Source organism: Methylorubrum subtropicum (assembly GCF_038442325.1).
In the GTDB taxonomy this organism is placed as follows: domain Bacteria; phylum Pseudomonadota; class Alphaproteobacteria; order Rhizobiales; family Beijerinckiaceae; genus Methylobacterium; species Methylobacterium subtropicum.
In genome coordinates this window covers 1-15,413 of sequence record NZ_JBBXMW010000019.1, presented here as the reverse complement: position 1 = coordinate 15,413, position 15,413 = coordinate 1, and the positions used below count along the sequence as shown (strand labels likewise).

The 15,413-nt window shown below is 73.1% G+C and carries 12 protein-coding genes; 7 read left to right on the top strand and 5 right to left on the bottom strand.

The window, feature by feature from the left end; all coding sequences use genetic code 11:
- The first annotated feature begins 17 nt into the window (after positions 1 to 17).
- From AAHG03_RS21400 to AAHG03_RS21385, 4 genes are all read left to right on the top strand, one after another.
- Positions 18 to 1,034, top strand: a complete 1,017-nt coding sequence (locus AAHG03_RS21400; protein WP_342153047.1) for a DUF1775 domain-containing protein — start codon at positions 18 to 20, stop codon at positions 1,032 to 1,034.
- A 111-nt stretch (positions 1,035 to 1,145) separates the two neighbouring features.
- Positions 1,146 to 1,628, top strand: a complete 483-nt coding sequence (locus tag AAHG03_RS21395; RefSeq protein ID WP_342153045.1) for a copper chaperone PCu(A)C — start codon at positions 1,146 to 1,148, stop codon at positions 1,626 to 1,628.
- On the top strand, positions 1,618 to 2,250 hold the full coding sequence (locus AAHG03_RS21390) for an SCO family protein (protein ID WP_342153043.1): 633 nt from the start codon (positions 1,618 to 1,620) through the stop codon (positions 2,248 to 2,250). The genes AAHG03_RS21395 and AAHG03_RS21390 overlap by 11 nt, the downstream gene beginning before the upstream one ends.
- 124 nt (positions 2,251 to 2,374) lie before the next feature.
- Positions 2,375 to 2,554, top strand: coding sequence for a NepR family anti-sigma factor (locus tag AAHG03_RS21385; protein WP_342153041.1), 180 nt, complete (start codon positions 2,375 to 2,377; stop codon positions 2,552 to 2,554).
- A 3-nt stretch (positions 2,555 to 2,557) separates the two neighbouring features.
- On the opposite strand, the gene AAHG03_RS21380 is transcribed toward AAHG03_RS21385, so the two are convergent.
- The 3 genes from AAHG03_RS21380 to AAHG03_RS21370 all read right to left on the bottom strand — a co-directional run bounded on the left by AAHG03_RS21380 (position 2,558) and on the right by AAHG03_RS21370 (position 5,688).
- Positions 2,558 to 3,616 (bottom strand): cysteine synthase A, encoded by a 1,059-nt coding sequence (locus AAHG03_RS21380; protein WP_342153039.1) that lies wholly within the window; start codon positions 3,614 to 3,616, stop codon positions 2,558 to 2,560.
- Positions 3,617 to 3,685: 69 nt separating this feature from the next.
- Positions 3,686 to 3,883 (bottom strand): hypothetical protein, encoded by a 198-nt coding sequence (locus tag AAHG03_RS21375; RefSeq protein ID WP_342153038.1) that lies wholly within the window; start codon positions 3,881 to 3,883, stop codon positions 3,686 to 3,688.
- 401 nt (positions 3,884 to 4,284) lie between these two features.
- Positions 4,285 to 5,688 (bottom strand): serine protease family protein, encoded by a 1,404-nt coding sequence (locus AAHG03_RS21370; RefSeq protein ID WP_342153036.1) that lies wholly within the window; start codon positions 5,686 to 5,688, stop codon positions 4,285 to 4,287.
- Positions 5,689 to 5,826: 138 nt separating this feature from the next.
- Here AAHG03_RS21370 and AAHG03_RS21365 point away from each other — a divergent pair, with 138 nt between their 5' ends.
- From AAHG03_RS21365 to sugE, 3 genes are all read left to right on the top strand, one after another.
- The gene (locus tag AAHG03_RS21365) at positions 5,827 to 11,133 is read left to right on the top strand and encodes an alpha-2-macroglobulin family protein (RefSeq protein WP_342153035.1); all 5,307 of its coding nucleotides are present in this window, start codon (positions 5,827 to 5,829) and stop codon (positions 11,131 to 11,133) included.
- Positions 11,134 to 11,136: 3 nt separating this feature from the next.
- Positions 11,137 to 13,443, top strand: coding sequence for a penicillin-binding protein 1C (gene pbpC / locus AAHG03_RS21360; RefSeq protein WP_342153034.1), 2,307 nt, complete (start codon positions 11,137 to 11,139; stop codon positions 13,441 to 13,443).
- A 94-nt stretch (positions 13,444 to 13,537) separates the two neighbouring features.
- Positions 13,538 to 13,858 carry a quaternary ammonium compound efflux SMR transporter SugE gene (gene sugE, locus AAHG03_RS21355; protein ID WP_342153033.1) on the top strand — a complete coding sequence of 107 codons (321 nt, stop codon included), beginning with the start codon at positions 13,538 to 13,540 and terminating at the stop codon, positions 13,856 to 13,858.
- Between the two features lie 6 nt (positions 13,859 to 13,864).
- Here the strand turns inward: sugE and AAHG03_RS21350 are convergent, their stop codons facing one another.
- Positions 13,865 to 14,665 carry a helix-turn-helix domain-containing protein gene (locus tag AAHG03_RS21350; RefSeq protein ID WP_342153031.1) on the bottom strand — a complete coding sequence of 267 codons (801 nt, stop codon included), beginning with the start codon at positions 14,663 to 14,665 and terminating at the stop codon, positions 13,865 to 13,867.
- A gap of 51 nt (positions 14,666 to 14,716) precedes the next feature.
- Positions 14,717 to 15,268 (bottom strand): class GN sortase, encoded by a 552-nt coding sequence (locus AAHG03_RS21345; RefSeq protein ID WP_342153029.1) that lies wholly within the window; start codon positions 15,266 to 15,268, stop codon positions 14,717 to 14,719.
- Positions 15,269 to 15,413: the final 145 nt, after the last annotated feature.

Genomic DNA, 15,413 nt, shown 5'->3' with positions numbered 1-15,413 from the left:
GCCTTTCGGACTCCGCCATGCCCCACGCCCGCCCGCGCGCCGCCCTGCCGGCCGCCCTCGTCCTGCTGCCGCTCCTCATCTCCGCCGCGTCGGCCCATGCCGTGCTGGAGCGCAAGGAGGCCTCGCCCAACGCCGCCTATCGCGGCGTCGTCCAGATCATGCACGGCTGCGATGGCCGGCCGACCACGCGGGTCAGCGTCACGATCCCCGAGGGGGTGACCGGGGCCAAACCGATGCCGAAGCCCGGCTGGACGCTCGCCACCACGCGCTCGGCCTATGCCAAGCCCTACCCGTCCTTCCACGGAACCGTCACCGAGGGCGTCACCACGATCACGTGGAGCGGCGGCAGCCTGCCCGACGATCAGGTCGACGAGTTCACCTTCCTGGCCCGCGTCTCGGACGACTTCGCGCCGGGCGCGACGATCTACTTCCCCGTGGAGCAGGACTGCACCGAGGGCAGCTACCACTGGAGCGAGGTGCCCGCCCAGGGCGAGGGCGCCCGCGTCCTCAAGAGCCCGGCCCCGGCCGTGCGGATCGTCGCCGCCAAGACGAACCCGGCGCCCGCCAAGGTGGACGCCAAGGCCGAGACCAAGACCGGCACGCTCGCCATCGAGACGCCGTGGCTGCGCGCCACGCCGGGCGGGGCCAAGGTCGCGGGCGGCTACGTGACCGTGCGCAACACCGGCACGGAGCCCGACAGGCTGACCGGTGCCACCCTCGCCCGCGCCGGGCGGGGCGAGATCCATTCGATGTCGACGGAGAACGGCGTGATGAAGATGGCCCCCGTCGAGGGCGGCCTGACCATCGCGCCGGGCGAGAGCGTGGCGCTCAAGCCCGGCGGGCTGCACTTGATGTTCCTCGACCTCACCGACGGCCTGCGGGCCGGCGAGACGGTGACGGGCACCCTCACCTTCGAGCGGGCCGGCGCCGTCCCGGTGACTTTTGCGGTCGCGCCCATCGGCGCCCAAGGGCCGACCCAACAGGGCCCCGGCGCGGCGGCGCCCGAGGCCGGCGGCCACGCCCACCACCATTGAGCGGGCGCGCGACGCCGCTCGCCCGGCCCATTCCGAAAAAACCTCCCTATCTTCCCCGAAGCCTCCACGCCCCGCGGCCGATGCCCGGAGCGCCCCCGACCGGAGACACACATGCGCCTTCCCGCTCTCGCGCTCGCCCTCACCGTCCTGTCGGCGGGCCCGCTCTCGGCCCACGATTACAAGGCGGGTCCGCTCAAGATCGACCATCCCTGGTCCCGCGCCACGCCGGGCGGGGCCAAGGTCGCGGCGGGCTATCTCAGCGTCACGAACACCGGCACCAGCCCCGACCGCCTCACCGGCGCGAGCGTCACCGCGGCGGGCCGGGCCGAGCTGCATTCCATGTCGAGCGAGGGCGGGGTGATGCGCATGGCCCCGCTCCCCAACGGCCTGGAGATCGCGCCGGGCGCGACGGTGAAGCTCGCGCCGAGCGGCAACCACCTGATGTTCCTCGACCTCAAGCAGCCGTTCAAGAAGGGCGAGCGGCTCTCCGGCACCCTCACCTTCGAGCGGGCCGGCACGGTGGCGGTGGAGTTCGTCGTTGAGGGCATCGCGGCCAAGGGCTCGTCGGATAAGGGCCACGACCATGCCCACTGAACCCGGCGGGCCGGCGCCGCCGCGGCGGGGCGGCGGCCCCATCCTCGCCGTCTTCGCGCTCGGGCTCGCCGCCATCGTCGGCACGACGGTGGCCTTCCTGCCGTCCGGCCCCAAGCCCCCGCCGATCTCGGTGATCGGCGGGTCGTTCCGGCTCGAATCCTCGAAGGGCGGCGTGCTCGATTCGCGCACGCTGCTCGGCAAGCCCTACCTCGTGTTCTTCGGCTTCACCCAGTGCCCCAACGTCTGCCCGACGACGCTGGCCGACCTCGGCAACCTGCTCGACGCGTTCGCGAAGGAGGGGGGCGATATCCGGGCCTACTACGTCACCGTCGATCCCGAGCGGGACACGCCGGAGGTCATGCGCGAGTACATGGCCTCGTTCAGCGACCGCATCACCGGCCTCACCGGCAGCCCGCAAGAGATCGAGCGGGTGACGCGCGCCTTCCGCGCCGAGGTGAAGCGGGTGCCGCTGGCGGAGGGCGGCACCACCATCGAGCACAGCCTGATGGTCTACATGATGGACCGCAACGGGGGCTTCGCCGGCCCGCTCGACTTGGAGGCAGGCCATCCCCTCGCTCTCAAGCAGTTGCACCGGCTGGCGGCGGCCGGGCGCGCGAGCTGATCGGGCATCGTCTCGCTTGCGGGACGCCCCATGGTGAACCGCCCGTCAACGATCCCGGTAAAATCCGCCTTAACCCTCTCCTGCCAGAGTGCCGGCTTCGAGGGGCACGGACGGGAGACGATCCGTGACGAAGACGGTGACCGAGACGAAATCGACGGGCGACGACGCCGTACCGCCCCTGAGCCAGGGCGTGCGCCGCCATATCGGCAAGAACCTGCGCAGCCTCTATGCCGGTTGCCTCACCGAGCCAGTGGGCGAGCGCCTCGAGGCGCTGATCGCCCGGCTGGGGAAGACGCAGGGATAACCCTCAGGCCCGCCAATCCGGCAGTTCACCCGCCGCCGCGCCGAGCCAGTCCGGCGTCGGCAGGCCGCGCTCTCGGAGGAAGGCCGGGTTGAACAGCTTCGAGGCGTAGCGCGCCGCGCCGTCGCACAGGATCGTCACGATGGTGTGGCCCGGCCCCAGAGCGCGGGCCAGCCGAATCGCGCCCGCCACGTTGATCCCCGACGAGCCGCCGAGCGACAGCCCTTCCTCCCGCATCAGCCGGAAGACGATCTCCAGCGCCTCCGCGTCGGGAATCCGGAACGAGTGGTCCGGCGCGAACCCTTCGAGGTTCTTCGTCACGCGGCCCTGGCCGATGCCCTCGGTGATCGAGGAACCCTCGGCCTTGAGCGTGCCGGTGCTGTAGAGGCTGTGCAGCGCCGAGCCTTCCGGGTCCGACAGGGCGATCTTCACGCCGGGCTTCAAGGCCCGCAACGCCTCGGCGACGCCCGCCAGCGTGCCGCCGGTGCCGGCGGCGCAGACGAAGCCGTCGACCTGACCCTCGGTCTGCGAAAAGATTTCGGGGCCGGTGCCCTCGATATGGGCGCGGCGGTTGGCGACGTTGTCGAACTGGTCGGCGAAGAAGGCGCCGGCGCTTTCCGTCTCCGCCAGCCGCTCGGCGAGGCGGCGCGCCGCGTGGACGTAGTTGTTCGGGTTGGCGAAGGGGACGGCGGGCACCTCGACGAGGCGGGCGCCGGCCAATCGCAGCGTCTCCTTCTTCTCCGCCGACTGGGTCTCGGGGATGACGATGACGGTGCGGTAGCCGCGCACCGCCGCCACCAGCGCCAGCCCGATGCCGGTGTTGCCCGCGGTGCCCTCGACGATGGTGCCGCCGGGCCGGATCAGCCCGCGGCCTTCCGCATCGCGCACGATCGAGAGGGCGGCCCGGTCCTTCACCGACAGGCCGGGATTGAGGAACTCGGCCTTGCCGAGGATGGTGCAGCCGGTCTCGTCCGAGGCGCGGCGCAGCCGGATCAGCGGCGTGCCGCCGACCGCGGCCAGAACGTCCGGCGAGACCCGCGGGCGGACGTCGTGGGATGCGGTCATGCGCTCAAAACCTCCGGCTCCGGCCCCGGATCGGGCGCCGGATGTCGGCGAGGCTTAATCGCCGGATTTTCAGGAATCCAGATAGCCCGCTTCCTGCAGCGCCTCGGCGACCGCAAGAAAGAAGGGATCGTCCGGCGCCACCGCGTCGGGCGACAGATTCGTTCTCTCGGGCGCGGCCTCCGGCGGCGTCTCGGGCGGGCGGGCGGCGACCGCGCCGAGCCCGAGCAGGCTCGCCGCACTCAGGAGGGATTCGGTCAAGGAGATCATGCCGCCAGTGTCTCGAAACGGGACGTCCGCGAAAGCGCAAACGTTAACACAACCTTGACGCATTTGCGGCGCGGCGGGTTTTTCACGCGCATGACGCCGGCCCTGTGGCCGGTCGGTGACGGCCGATTCAGCGGCGGTTCAAGCGTGACGGTCGATGAGGGGGCGAGTGTGCCCTCCCTGCACCGGTTTCGGGCCCGCGAGGCCCCGCCGCCGCCGCAATCGGACCCGAGGGAACACATCGTCAAGCTTCTCCGGCTACCGCCTGGGACGCCGCCTTCCCGATCCCCCCAGAAGAGTCAAAAGCGTCCCCATGACGGTCGTCGTCCTCATCGCCTGCAACCTGCTGCTGGCCGGCCTGTTCTCCCTCGTCGCCGTCGTCCTCGACTGACCGCTTCCCGCTCTCAGCGCCCGCACACGATCCCGACCACCGCGCTGAGCACCGGCGCGGCGGCTCCGCTCGGGCTGGCCGCGGGGACTGACGCGGGCGCACGCCCCTTGAACGTGTCGGCCAGCGCGCTCGCCGGCACGACCGCGTAGCGCGTCGGCGGCATCACCCCGGCGATCAGGCGCGGCCCCGCGGGCGCCCGCGCCACCAGCCCGACGAGGCGGCCCGCCCGGTCGAGCACCGGCGCGCCGCCCGCGCCCGGCTGGAGCGGCGCGTACACGCCGCCCGGCCCGGCGATGCCGGGGGCGACGCTGCGCCCGCCATTCGCCTCGGCTGCGAGCACCAGCAGCGCCTCGTCCTCACTGAGCGTTTCCGTGCGGAGCGGTGGCACCGCGCCGCCGCCGAGCCCCTCGACCCGCAGCACCGCCACCGGACCGGCGCCCTCGCTCCGGGCCGGCAACCCGTTGACGCGGGGCGCCGGGCAGTTCTCCAGGGCGGAGGCCGCCGTCAGCACCCGCCCGCCGCCGAGATTCAGTCCGGTCGCGGAGGCACGCGCCTCGCCCGGCGGCGCCAGGGGCGGGGCGGCAAGGTTGGGCCCCGGCCCCGGCGCGGGCTTGGGGGGCGCCGCCGCGACCGGCGGCGAAACGCCTTCCGTGGGAAACGGCGAAAAACTGTTCGCCACCGCGATCACCAGCGGCTCGACCTCGGCGGCGAGCGCCCGGTCGTAGCTCAGGGCGAAGCCGCGGATGCCGGCCTCGCCGAGCGCATAGCGGACATAGGAGCGCCCGGTCGCGGTCTCGGCGGTGACGACGATGAAATCCGGCTTCCTGAGCTTGTAGGTGACCTTGCGCTCCGGGTTCGCCGCGGTAGCGCGCTCGAACAGGGCGTCGAGATCGGTGGCGCCGGGCGGGAATGAGCGGGTGTCGAGCGTCACGCGCCCGTCGGCGCTCTGCCAGCGGGTGCCGCCGGGCAGCGGGCTGCGCTTGGCCAGCAGCCGCTCCGGCACGCCGATCACGGCGCCGCTCGCCCCGTCGGTCTGCACCCGGAACCGCGCCGCCTTGCGCGCCGCATCCGCCGCCGTCGCGAGCGCCACCCGCTCCGGCGCGGCGAGCTGGCCGGTGGGGGCGGCCCCCGTGCGCCGCTGATAGGTGGCGATGCCCTCGAACGTCCGGCGCCCGAAGCCGCCGGTCGTCACGCCGTTGTAGTCGCCGGTCCAGACCAGCGCGTCCTGCACGGCCCGCCGCTCGGGCTCGGGCAGCGCCTCGAAGGCGGCGCGGGCCGCCTCGAAGGCGGGATCGGGCGCGGGCGAAGCGGGCTTCGGCGCCGCGGGCGGCGGCACTTGTGCCGCTGCGCTCAGCGCGAGGCCGAGGCTGGCGAGCGCCGCGAGGCCCGTTCGAAAAGCTGCCGTCCGCCGATGCATCGCGATCATCCGCCCCGACGCGCTGGGCGCGTCACGCACCGATGATGCCCGCGTCCGGCGCGTCGCGACAAGCGTTGCGGCGCCCGCGCCAAGTGATAGCGTGCCGCCCGCCGCTCATAGGCGGTCGGAGAGACGCGCATGTCCCAGGGCAACTCGATCCGGCGTCTCGCCGTCCTGACGGCGGCCTTCGTCGCCACGACCCTGCCGGCGGCGGCCCAGGCCCCCCGTCCGGCCCCGCCGCCGAAATCCGCCACCGCCCCGATCCAAAAGACCTTCGTGCGCGAGGCGCTGGCGAGCGCGGGCGTGCGTCTGGAGGCCTCGCTGAAGGCCGAGGCGCCTCCCGGCGCCAAGCCCGCCGCCCAGTGGCGCCGTGAGGCGGAGGCTGCCGCCAAGAGCGACGAGGCCGAGCCCGACGCCGAGATGAACGCCTACGCCGCCGCCATCGCGGCCGATCCGAACGATGTTCGGAACTGGCTCGACTACGCCCGCACGGCGGCCGCAGCGGGAGCCGACGAGGAGCGCGGCGACTACTCGGCCCGGCTCAAGCTGAGGAGTCGCGCGGCGGCGGCCGCCTACCAGGGCTACCTCAAGGCCCGCACGCCCGCGGACGAGGCCCGCGCGCTCGCCCGCCTCGGCGAGGTCCAGGCGGCGCAGGCCGAGTGGCGCCCGGCGATGGAGGCCTACCGGGCGAGCCTCGCCCTGAAGGACGACGCGCCGACGCGGGGCGAGTACGAAAAGCTGCGCGAGGAGCACGGCTTCCGCATCCTCGACTACAAGGTCGATTCGGATGCCGCCGCGCCGCGGGTCTGCTTCACCTTCTCGGAGTCGCTGCTGCCGAAGACCGACTACGCCCCCTTCGTCGCGGTGTCGGGCGCGAGCAACGCCGCGGTGACGGCGGAGGGCCAGCAGCTCTGCGTCGATGGGCTGAAGCATTCCGAGCGCTACGCCTTCGTGCTGCGCGCCGGCCTGCCCTCCACTGTGGGCGAGACCCTGCTCAAGGCCGCCGACTACGAGGTCTACGTCCGCGACCGCTCGCCCCAGGTGCGCTTTACCGGCCGCAACTACGTCCTGCCGCGCACGGGCCAAGCCGGCGTGCCGCTGGTCTCGGTCAACGCGCAAAAGCTCGATGTCGAGGTGCTGCGCATCGGCGACCGCGGCCTGCTGCCGACGCTGCGCTCGGAGGAATTCCTGAGCCAGCTCAGCGGCGCGACGGCCAAAACCATCGCCGACCAGAAGGGCCAGCGCGTCTGGAAGGGCACGCTCGATACGGCGAAAGCCGAGACCAACCGCGAGGCGGTCACCGCCTTCCCCGTGCTCCAGGCGGTCGGCAAGCTCGAACCCGGCCTCTACCTGATGCTGGCGAAACCCACCGGCACCACCGATGCGGCGGCGGACGAGGAAGGGGGCTACGAGACCCAGGCGACGCAGTGGTTCGTCGTCTCCGATCTCGGGCTCACCGCCTTCAAGGGCCGCGATGGCGTCCACGTGCTGGCCCGCTCGCTGGCGAGCGCCAAGGCCGTTTCCGGCGCGGAGATCCGCTTGGTCGCCCGCAACAACGACGTGCTGGCGACGCAAAAAACTGACGGCCAGGGCCACGCCGCCTTCCCCGGCGGCCTCGCCCGCGGCGAGGGCGGGCTGGCGCCGGGCCTCGTCGTGGCGCAGGTCGGCGACGATTACGGCTTCCTCGACCTGGCGCAGGGCGCCTTCGACCTGTCGGATCGCGGCGTGAAGGGCCGCCCGGCGCCGGGTGGGGCGGAAGCCTACGTCTTTCCCGAGCGCGGCGTCTACCGCTCCGGCGAGACGGTGCAGTTGACCGCCCTCCTGCGCGACCCGCAGGGCGCGGCGGTGAGCGGCCTGCCGCTGACGCTCGTGGTGAAGCGGCCGGACGGGGTCGAGTATCGCCGCGCGGCGGTTGCCGACGAAGGGCTCGGCGGGCGCGCGCTCGCGCTGCCGCTGATGGCGGGCGCCATGCACGGCACGTGGCGGGTCTCGGCCTATACCGATCCGAAGGCGCCGCCGGTCGGCGAGGCGAGTTGGCTCGTCGAGGATTACGTGCCCGAGCGGCTGGAGGTGAGCCTCGCGCCCAAAACCCCGACGCTGAAGCGCGGCGAAGCGGCGACCATCGACGTCTCGGCCCGCTACCTCTACGGCGCGCCGGGCGCCGGCCTCGACGTGTCGGCCGCGGTCGCGGTGCAGCCGGCGACGGGTTCCGGCATCAAGGGCCTGGACGGCTATTCCATCGGCCTCGACGACGAGGCGGTGGAGGCGACCACGACGGAAGTCGAGGCCAGGGCCACCACCGACGCGCGGGGACAGGCGAGCCTCACCGTGCCGGTGCAGGAACTCGCCGCCCCCCGGCCGCTGGAGGCCAAGATCACCCTCGCGGCCGGCGAGCCGGGCGGGCGGGCGCTCAGCCGCAGCATCACCCTGCCGATCCTGCCCTCCGCCCCGGTGCTGGCCCTTCGAAAGAACTTCGGCGGCGACCTGTCGGACGGGGCGACAGCGACCTTCGATCTCGTGATGGCCGCCCCCGACGGGCGGCGCCTGCCTCAGGACGGCGTGGTGTGGACGCTCTCGAAAGTCGAGCGGACCTATCAATGGTACCGCGAGGACGGGCGCTGGAGCTTCGAGCCGGTGAAGTCGAGCCGCCGCGTCGCCGACGGGCGCGTCGCGATTCCGACTGATGCGCCCGCGCGCATCGCCGCCCCGGTCGGCCTCGGGCAGTACCGACTGGAGGCGACCGTGCCGGGCCAGCCGCAGGCCGCCGTGAGCGTCAGCTTCTCGGTCGGCTGGGGCGGCTCCGAGAGCGCCGACGTGCCCGACCTCCTCGACCTCACCCTCGACAAGGCCGCCTACGCCTCCGGCGAGCGGCTGAAAGCGCGCCTCGCGCCGAAGTTTTCCGGCACGGCGACCCTCGCGGTGGTGAGCGACCGCGTCCACGAGATTCGCGACGTCACCGTCTCGGAGGGCGGCACCACCGTCGATATCCCGGTCAAGGCCGAATGGGGCTCAGGCGCCTACCTCGTCGCCACCGCCTACCGGCCGCTGGATCAAGCCGCCAAGAGGATGCCGGGCCGGGCGCTGGGGCTCGCATGGTTCTCCATCGACAAGGAGAAGCGCGGCCTCTCGGTCTCGCTCGACGCGCCGGAAAAAGTCCGGCCCCGCGGCACGCTCACGGTGCCGGTCAAGATCGCCGGGCTCCAGGCCGGCGAGGAGGCGCGGGTGACGCTCGCCGCCGTCGATGTCGGCATCCTCAACCTCACCCGCTACGAGGCGCCGAACCCGTTCGCGTACTTCTTCGGCCAGAAGGCGCTCGGCCCCGAGGTGCGCGACCTCTACGGCTACCTGATCGACGGCATGCAGGGCACGCTCGGTGCGATCCGCTCCGGCGGCGACGGCGGCGCGACCGAACTCGCCGACACCCCGCCGACCCAGGCGCCGCTGGCGCTCTACTCCGGCGTCGTCACGGTCGGCGCGGACGGCACGGCCAAAATCCCGCTCGAACTGCCGGCCTTCAACGGCACCGCCCGGCTGATGGCGACCGCCTGGACCAAGACCCGCGTGGGTCAGGCCCAGGCCGACGTGATCGTGCGCGATCCGGTGGTGCTCACCGGCACCCTGCCGCGCTTCCTCAATGTCGGCGACCGCTCGCGCTTCTTCGTGGCGCTCGACAATGTCGAGGGCGGGGCGGGCGATTACACGGTCGATCTCGACTTGTCCGGCCCCGTCGTGGTGGCGGGCGAAGCCCTGCGCTCGACGCTGCGGCTGGAGGCCGGCGCCAAGGGGCAGTTCGTGATCCCGATCACCGCCGCCGGCCCCGGCCTCACCCGGCTCGACCTGACGCTGACCGGCCCCGGCATCCAGGGCAGCGCCGGCCAGTCCTTCGCCCTCGCCATCGGCCCCGGCACCGGCGCGCTGCTGCGCCGTACCGTGCGCCCGCTGGAGCCCGGCGCCGGTCTCGACCTCTCGGCCGATCTTCTCGCCGACATCCTCCCCGGCACCGGCGCGGTCTCGGTGGCGGCCAGCCGGCTCGCCGGCATCGACGTGGCGGCCCTGCTGCAAGCGCTCGACCGCTATCCCTACGGCTGCTCCGAGCAGACGGTGAGCCGGGCGCTCCCGCTCCTCTACGTCAATGGGCTGGCGGCCTCTGAAAAGCTCGGCCTCGACGGCGCGGTGGATGAGCGGGTGCGCGGCGCCATCGAACGGGTGCTGGCGCGCCAGGATTCGAGCGGCGCCTTCGGCCTGTGGTCCACTGAGAATGCGGGCGACACGTGGCTCGACGCCTACGTGACCGACTTCCTCACCCGCGCCCGCGAGCGCGGCTTCACCGTCCCGCAGACCGCCTTCAACAGCGCGCTGGACCGCCTGCGCAACACGGTCGCCAACACCACCAACGTCGAGAACGGCGGGATGGATCTGGCCTACGCGGCCTACGTGCTCGCCCGCAACGGCCGCCCGGTGATGGGCGATCTGCGCTATCTCGCCGACACCAAGATCGAGGATTTCGCCACGCCGCTCGGCCGCGGCCAACTCGCCGCCGCGCTGGCACTTCTGGGCGACCGCGGCCGGGCGCAAAAGGCCTTCGACGCGGCGGTGAAGGCGCTTCAAGTGGGCCGCGACAAGGGCGATTACCGCGCCGATTACGGCTCGCGCCTGCGCGACGGCGCCGCCCTGCTGGCGCTCTCGGCCGAGACCGGGTTTTCGCGCGAGACGCTTCAGCCCGTCGCCGCGGTGATCGGCCAGGAGCGGACGGACGCCCGCACCACCAGCACCCAGGAGAACGCCTGGATGGTCCTGGCCGCCCAAGGCCTCGCCAAAGAGTCCGAGAGCCTCAAGCTCTCGATCGACGGCAAGGCGGAGGCGGGCCCGCTCTCCCGCCTCTACCGGGCGCCTTCCCTGGAGGCGCGGCCGGTGCGGATCGTCAACGAGGGCCGCGAGCCGGTGCAGCTGACGGTCGGCATCACCGGCAACCCGATCACCCCGGAGCCCGCGGCCGCCCACGGCTACACGGTCGAGCGCGCCTTCTACCGCCTCGACGGCAGCCCGGTGGAGGCGGGGAAGCCCCTGCGCCAGAACGACCGCCTCGTCGTGGTGCTGAAGGTGACCGAGGCCAAAGCGAGCGCCGCCCGCCTGCTGCTGGTCGATCGCCTGCCCGCGGGCCTGGAGATCGACAACCCGAAGCTCCTCGACGCCGACGCGCTCGCCGGCCTGAGCTTTGCAAAAACCGACGTGCAGCCGGTCCACACCGAGTTCCGCGACGACCGGTTCGTCGCCGCCTACGACCGCACGCCGGAGCAATCGGCCTTCTTCTCGGCGGCCTACACCGTGCGGGTGGTCTCGCCCGGCACCTACGTCCATCCGGGCGCCAGTGTCGAGGATATGTACCGCCCCGAGCGGTTCGGACGCTCCGCGTTCGGATCGGTCGAGGTGGTGTCGGCGAAGTAGGCCATGTGCGCCGACGCGAACGACCCTCCCCCCTCCGGACCTCGGGCTTGCCCAAGTTCCGCAAGCATCTGCCCAAGTCGGGCAAGCCCGACTTGGGTGGGGGAGGGTGCCCGCGGAGCGGGCGGGAGAGGGGAACCACGGTTCCGGAGATTTCGCGTCGAACGCAGTCAAGCGGAAGCGTCGCTCCCCTCTCCCGACCCCCTTCGGGGGCCACCCTCCCCCGCAGAGGGGGGAGGGAGACGCGTCGGTTTGCTCTGCGCTCTTCTCGGGATCGTGGCTCTGGCGCTCCCCGCCCTGGCACTCTGGTATTACGCCTCGCCCCTCCCACCCCTCGACCTCACCGCGGCCTCGCTGCGCTCCACAATCATCCTCGACCGAAAGGGCCAGTTGCTCCGCCCCTTCGCCACCGCCGACGGGCGCTGGCGCCTGCCCGTCACCGCGAGCGAGGTCGATCCCCGCTTCCTCGCGATGCTGAAAGCCTACGAGGACCGCCGCTTCGACACCCATCCGGGCATCGACCCGGCGGCGGTTACCCGCGCCGCATGGCAGTGGCTCATCGCGCAAAAAATCGTGTCGGGCGGCTCGACGCTCTCCATGCAGGTCGCCCGCCTCGTCGAGCCCCGCGCCGAGCGCTCGCTCGGCGCCAAACTCCGGCAGATGATCCGCGCGGTCGAACTGGAACGGACCTTAAGCAAATCCGGCGTGCTCGACCTCTACCTCGCGCTGGCCCCCTATGGCGGCCCGGTCGAGGGCCTGCGCGCGGCGAGCCTCGCCTATTTCGGCCGCGAGCCGGCCCGCCTGTCGTTCGCCGAGAGCGCGCTGCTGGTCGCCCTGCCGCAGGCCCCCGAGGCCCGCCGGCCCGACCGCTTCGCGGCCAACGCCCGCCGCGCCCGCGATCGCGTGCTCGACATCGCCGCCGAGCGCGGCGTGCTGACCACGGACGAAGCCCGCGCCGCCAAGGCCGAGCCGGTGCCGGCCTCGCGAAAACCCTTCCCGATGCTCGCGGCCCACGCCGCCGAGCAGGCGGTCGCGGCCGATCCCGCGGCGCGGGTGCAGCGCCTGACCCTCGACGCCCGCCTCCAGGCGAGCCTGGAGGCGCTGGCCGCCGAGCGCGCGGCGGCCCTCGGCCCGGCCCTGTCGGCGGCGATCCTCGTGATCGACAACCGCAGCGGCCACGTGCTGGCCCATGTCGGCAGCGCCGGCTATCTCGACGCGGCGCGTGCCGGCGCCGTCGATGCCACGAATGCCGTGCGCTCGCCGGGCTCGGCGCTCAAACCCTTCATCTACGCACTGGCCTTCGAGAACGGGCTCGCCCACCCCGAAACCCTCCTCGACGACCGCCCGGCGCGCTTTGCCGCGAGCTACGCGCCGGAGAACTTCGATCAGGGCTATCGCGGCACCGTGACGGCCCGCGTCGCGCTCCAGCAATCGCTCAACCTGCCCGCGGTCGATCTGCTGGAGACGGTGGGCGCGGCCCGCTTCGTCGCCCGGCTGCGCGGGGCCGGCGCCGCGATCCTGCTGCCGCGCGACACCGCGCCGGGCCTGCCCGTGGCGCTCGGGGGCCTCGGCATCACGCTCACCGACCTCGCCCGGCTCCATGCCGGGCTCGCGCGGGCGGGAAGCGTGCCGAGCCTGATCCGCCGCCTCGACGGGCCGCCCGCCGCCCCCGAGCCGGAGCGCGCGGTCACGGATCCAGTCTCGGCGTGGTACGTCGCCGACATCCTGCGCGGCGCCCCGCCGCCGGAAAACGCGCCGTCAGGCCGGCTCGCCTACAAGACCGGCACCTCCTACAGCTACCGCGATGCCTGGGCGGTGGGGTTCGACGCCCGCGTCACGGTCGCGGTCTGGGTCGGGCGGCCGGACGGCGCCTCGGTGCCGGGTCTCGTCGGGCGAACGGCCGCCGCGCCGATGCTGTTCGACGCGTTCAGCCGTCTCGGCGGCGAGCCCGAACCGCTGCCGCGCCCGCGCGAGGCGCTGGTGGCCGCCACCATCGCCCTGCCGCCGCCGCTGCGCCACATCCGCCGCGACGCGCCCAAGACGCTGGCGGCGACGCTCGGCGTGCCGCTCAAGATCGCCTACCCGCCCGACGGCGCCCGCGTCGATCTCGGCCTTGGGCTCGGCGAAAAGACCCGCCTCGCCCTCAAGGCCCTCGGCGGCCAGCCGCCGCTGACCTGGATGGTCGACGGCCTCCCCGTCGCCGAGAGCCTGCGCCGCCAATCCGACTGGAGCCCGGAGGGCGCGGGCTTCGCCCGCATCTCGGTGATGGACGCGGCCGGCGCCAGCGACAGCGTGGTGGTGCGGCTGGAATAGCCGGGCTCGCGCCTTAGCTTGCCTCGCGAGGCCACGACCTCCCCCTCGCGGGTCCGAGACCGGGACGGCCCGGCGACAACGCCAGGAGGCCGCCATGGCCTGGATCATCCTCATCGCCGCCGGCCTGTTCGAAGTCGTCTGGGCCTTCTCGATGAAGCAGTCGGAAGGCTTCTCGCGGCTCTGGCCCTCGCTCGTCACGGTCGGGGCCATGGCGATCAGCCTCGCCGGGCTCGCCTGGGCGATGCGGACGCTGCCGCTCGGCACCGCCTACACGGTCTGGACCGGCGTCGGCGCGGTCGGCGCCTTCGTGGTCGGCATCGCGGTGCTCGGCGAGGAACTGAGCGCGATGCGGGTGCTCGCCGCCGGGCTGATCGTCGGCGGGCTCGTGCTGATGAAGCTGTCGAGCACGGCTTGAGCCGGCTCAGTCGGCAAGGCCGGGAAACACCGCGAACCCATCCGCCCGCACCCGGTCGAGGATGCGGCGGTAGCCCGGCTCGCAGGCCATGCCGGGCTCGATCCGGCCGTATTGCGCGCCCTCCGCCAGTGCGCCGCGCTCCGGCACCAGGGCGAGGGGCGTCGCGGCGGGCGTCAGGTGGGCGCCGCGGCCGGAGAACAGGGTCGTCAGGATGCCGAACAGCTCGCCCTGGATCGTCGGCCGGCCGAGCATGGCGAGCCGGTACTGCCCCTGGAAGTTCGTGACGAGATAGATCTGGCCCGACTGGTTCGGCACCGAGACGGTGCCGGATTGCGCGAACGGCGCGTCGAGCCGCTCGGCCTCGCGGAAGATCAGGCGGGCGCTGTCGGAATCCCAGGCGATCTCGGTGCGGTAGGCGAACAGCGCGCCAGCTTGCCCGAACGAGGTCCGCAGCGTCAGGTAACGCCCCTCCAGAAAAGCCACCGCCTCGCGGGTGTAGGAGCCGAATTCTTCGGGCGCGTGGCGCGGCGCTGCCGGCTTCGGCGCGGGCGCCGCGGCGGGGGTCCGCAGGGGCAGGCCCAGCGCCTCCTCCAGGCGGATCGTGGTCGCCAGCGTGAACGGGCGGCGGCCCGACAGCGCCTTTTCCAGGGTCGAGATGCTGATGCGGGCGGCATCCGCCAGCGCCTGGCGCGACATCCGCCGCCGCGCCAGCGCCTCGCGCACGGCATCCGCGATGGCGCGGCTCTGCGCGTCGGGGAGTTCGGTCTCGGGATGGTCGGCCGGACAGGCGGCCTCGAAGGTCGGCATCGTGCGCGGGTCCGGACGAACCCGCACAGAACCGCACCGCGGCCGCTGCCGTCAAGGCGCGGGGCTGACGTCCTCCTCCGCCTCCACCAGCAACCGCTCCGGCCCCTGCGTCAGCCCATCGAGCGGCCAGCAGGTCGCCAGCGCGAGGCGCCGGCCCGGCGCGTCCGGATCGAGGCCGGAGGCGTCCCAGCGGACCACGCGGGCCCCCGTCACCCGGAACCGCACGGTCCGGCCGTCCCGCCGCTGCACCGTGACGGGATCGCCCGGCCGCAACCGGCCGAGGCTGCGGAACTGGGTGTCGCGATGCGCCGCATAGACCGCCGTGCCCGGTTCGCCCGCCTCCGGCGTGCCCTCGACATGGCCGGGCCCGAAGGCCAGTGCCTGCCCGCTGGAGCCGGCGAGCGCGATGTAGCTTTCGCCGAGATCGGGGAACGCGATGCGGGCGACCGGTACGGTATCGGCCCAGGGCCAGGGGCGGACGGGTGTGCCCTCGACGAGCGTGCGGGCGAAGGCGCGCTCCAAGAGCACCTGCGCCAGGGCCCCCTTGGCGGGGATCCAGGCCGCTTGGGCGAGGAGCGCCAGGCCAGCGAGACTGAATACCAAGGCGAGTACAGAGCCTAGCGCGGGTCCCCTCCCCCTTGCGGCAGGGCTATCGCATATGACTTTTCGGCGCGTCGATCCGCGTTGAAGGCCATGCGTTGACGCCTCCTTATAGACAGGAGGTGATCGATGCTGGAAGTGCAGGGTT

Bases quoted from the DNA above. Each gene is read 5' to 3' on its own strand.
- AAHG03_RS21380 (WP_342153039.1), bottom strand. From the start codon at position 3,616: ATGACCGCATCCCACGACGTCCGCCCGCGGGTCTCGCCGGACGTTCTG.
- AAHG03_RS21370 (WP_342153036.1), bottom strand. From the start codon at position 5,688: ATGCATCGGCGGACGGCAGCTTTTCGAACGGGCCTCGCGGCGCTCGCC.
- AAHG03_RS21350 (WP_342153031.1), bottom strand. From the start codon at position 14,665: ATGCCGACCTTCGAGGCCGCCTGTCCGGCCGACCATCCCGAGACCGAA.
- AAHG03_RS21365 (WP_342153035.1), top strand. From the start codon at position 5,827: ATGTCCCAGGGCAACTCGATCCGGCGTCTCGCCGTCCTGACGGCGGCC.
- sugE (WP_342153033.1), top strand. From the start codon at position 13,538: ATGGCCTGGATCATCCTCATCGCCGCCGGCCTGTTCGAAGTCGTCTGG.
- AAHG03_RS21395 (WP_342153045.1), top strand. From the start codon at position 1,146: ATGCGCCTTCCCGCTCTCGCGCTCGCCCTCACCGTCCTGTCGGCGGGC.
- AAHG03_RS21400 (WP_342153047.1), top strand. From the start codon at position 18: ATGCCCCACGCCCGCCCGCGCGCCGCCCTGCCGGCCGCCCTCGTCCTG.
- pbpC (WP_342153034.1), top strand. From the start codon at position 11,137: ATGTGCGCCGACGCGAACGACCCTCCCCCCTCCGGACCTCGGGCTTGC.
- AAHG03_RS21390 (WP_342153043.1), top strand. From the start codon at position 1,618: ATGCCCACTGAACCCGGCGGGCCGGCGCCGCCGCGGCGGGGCGGCGGC.
- AAHG03_RS21375 (WP_342153038.1), bottom strand. From the start codon at position 3,883: ATGATCTCCTTGACCGAATCCCTCCTGAGTGCGGCGAGCCTGCTCGGG.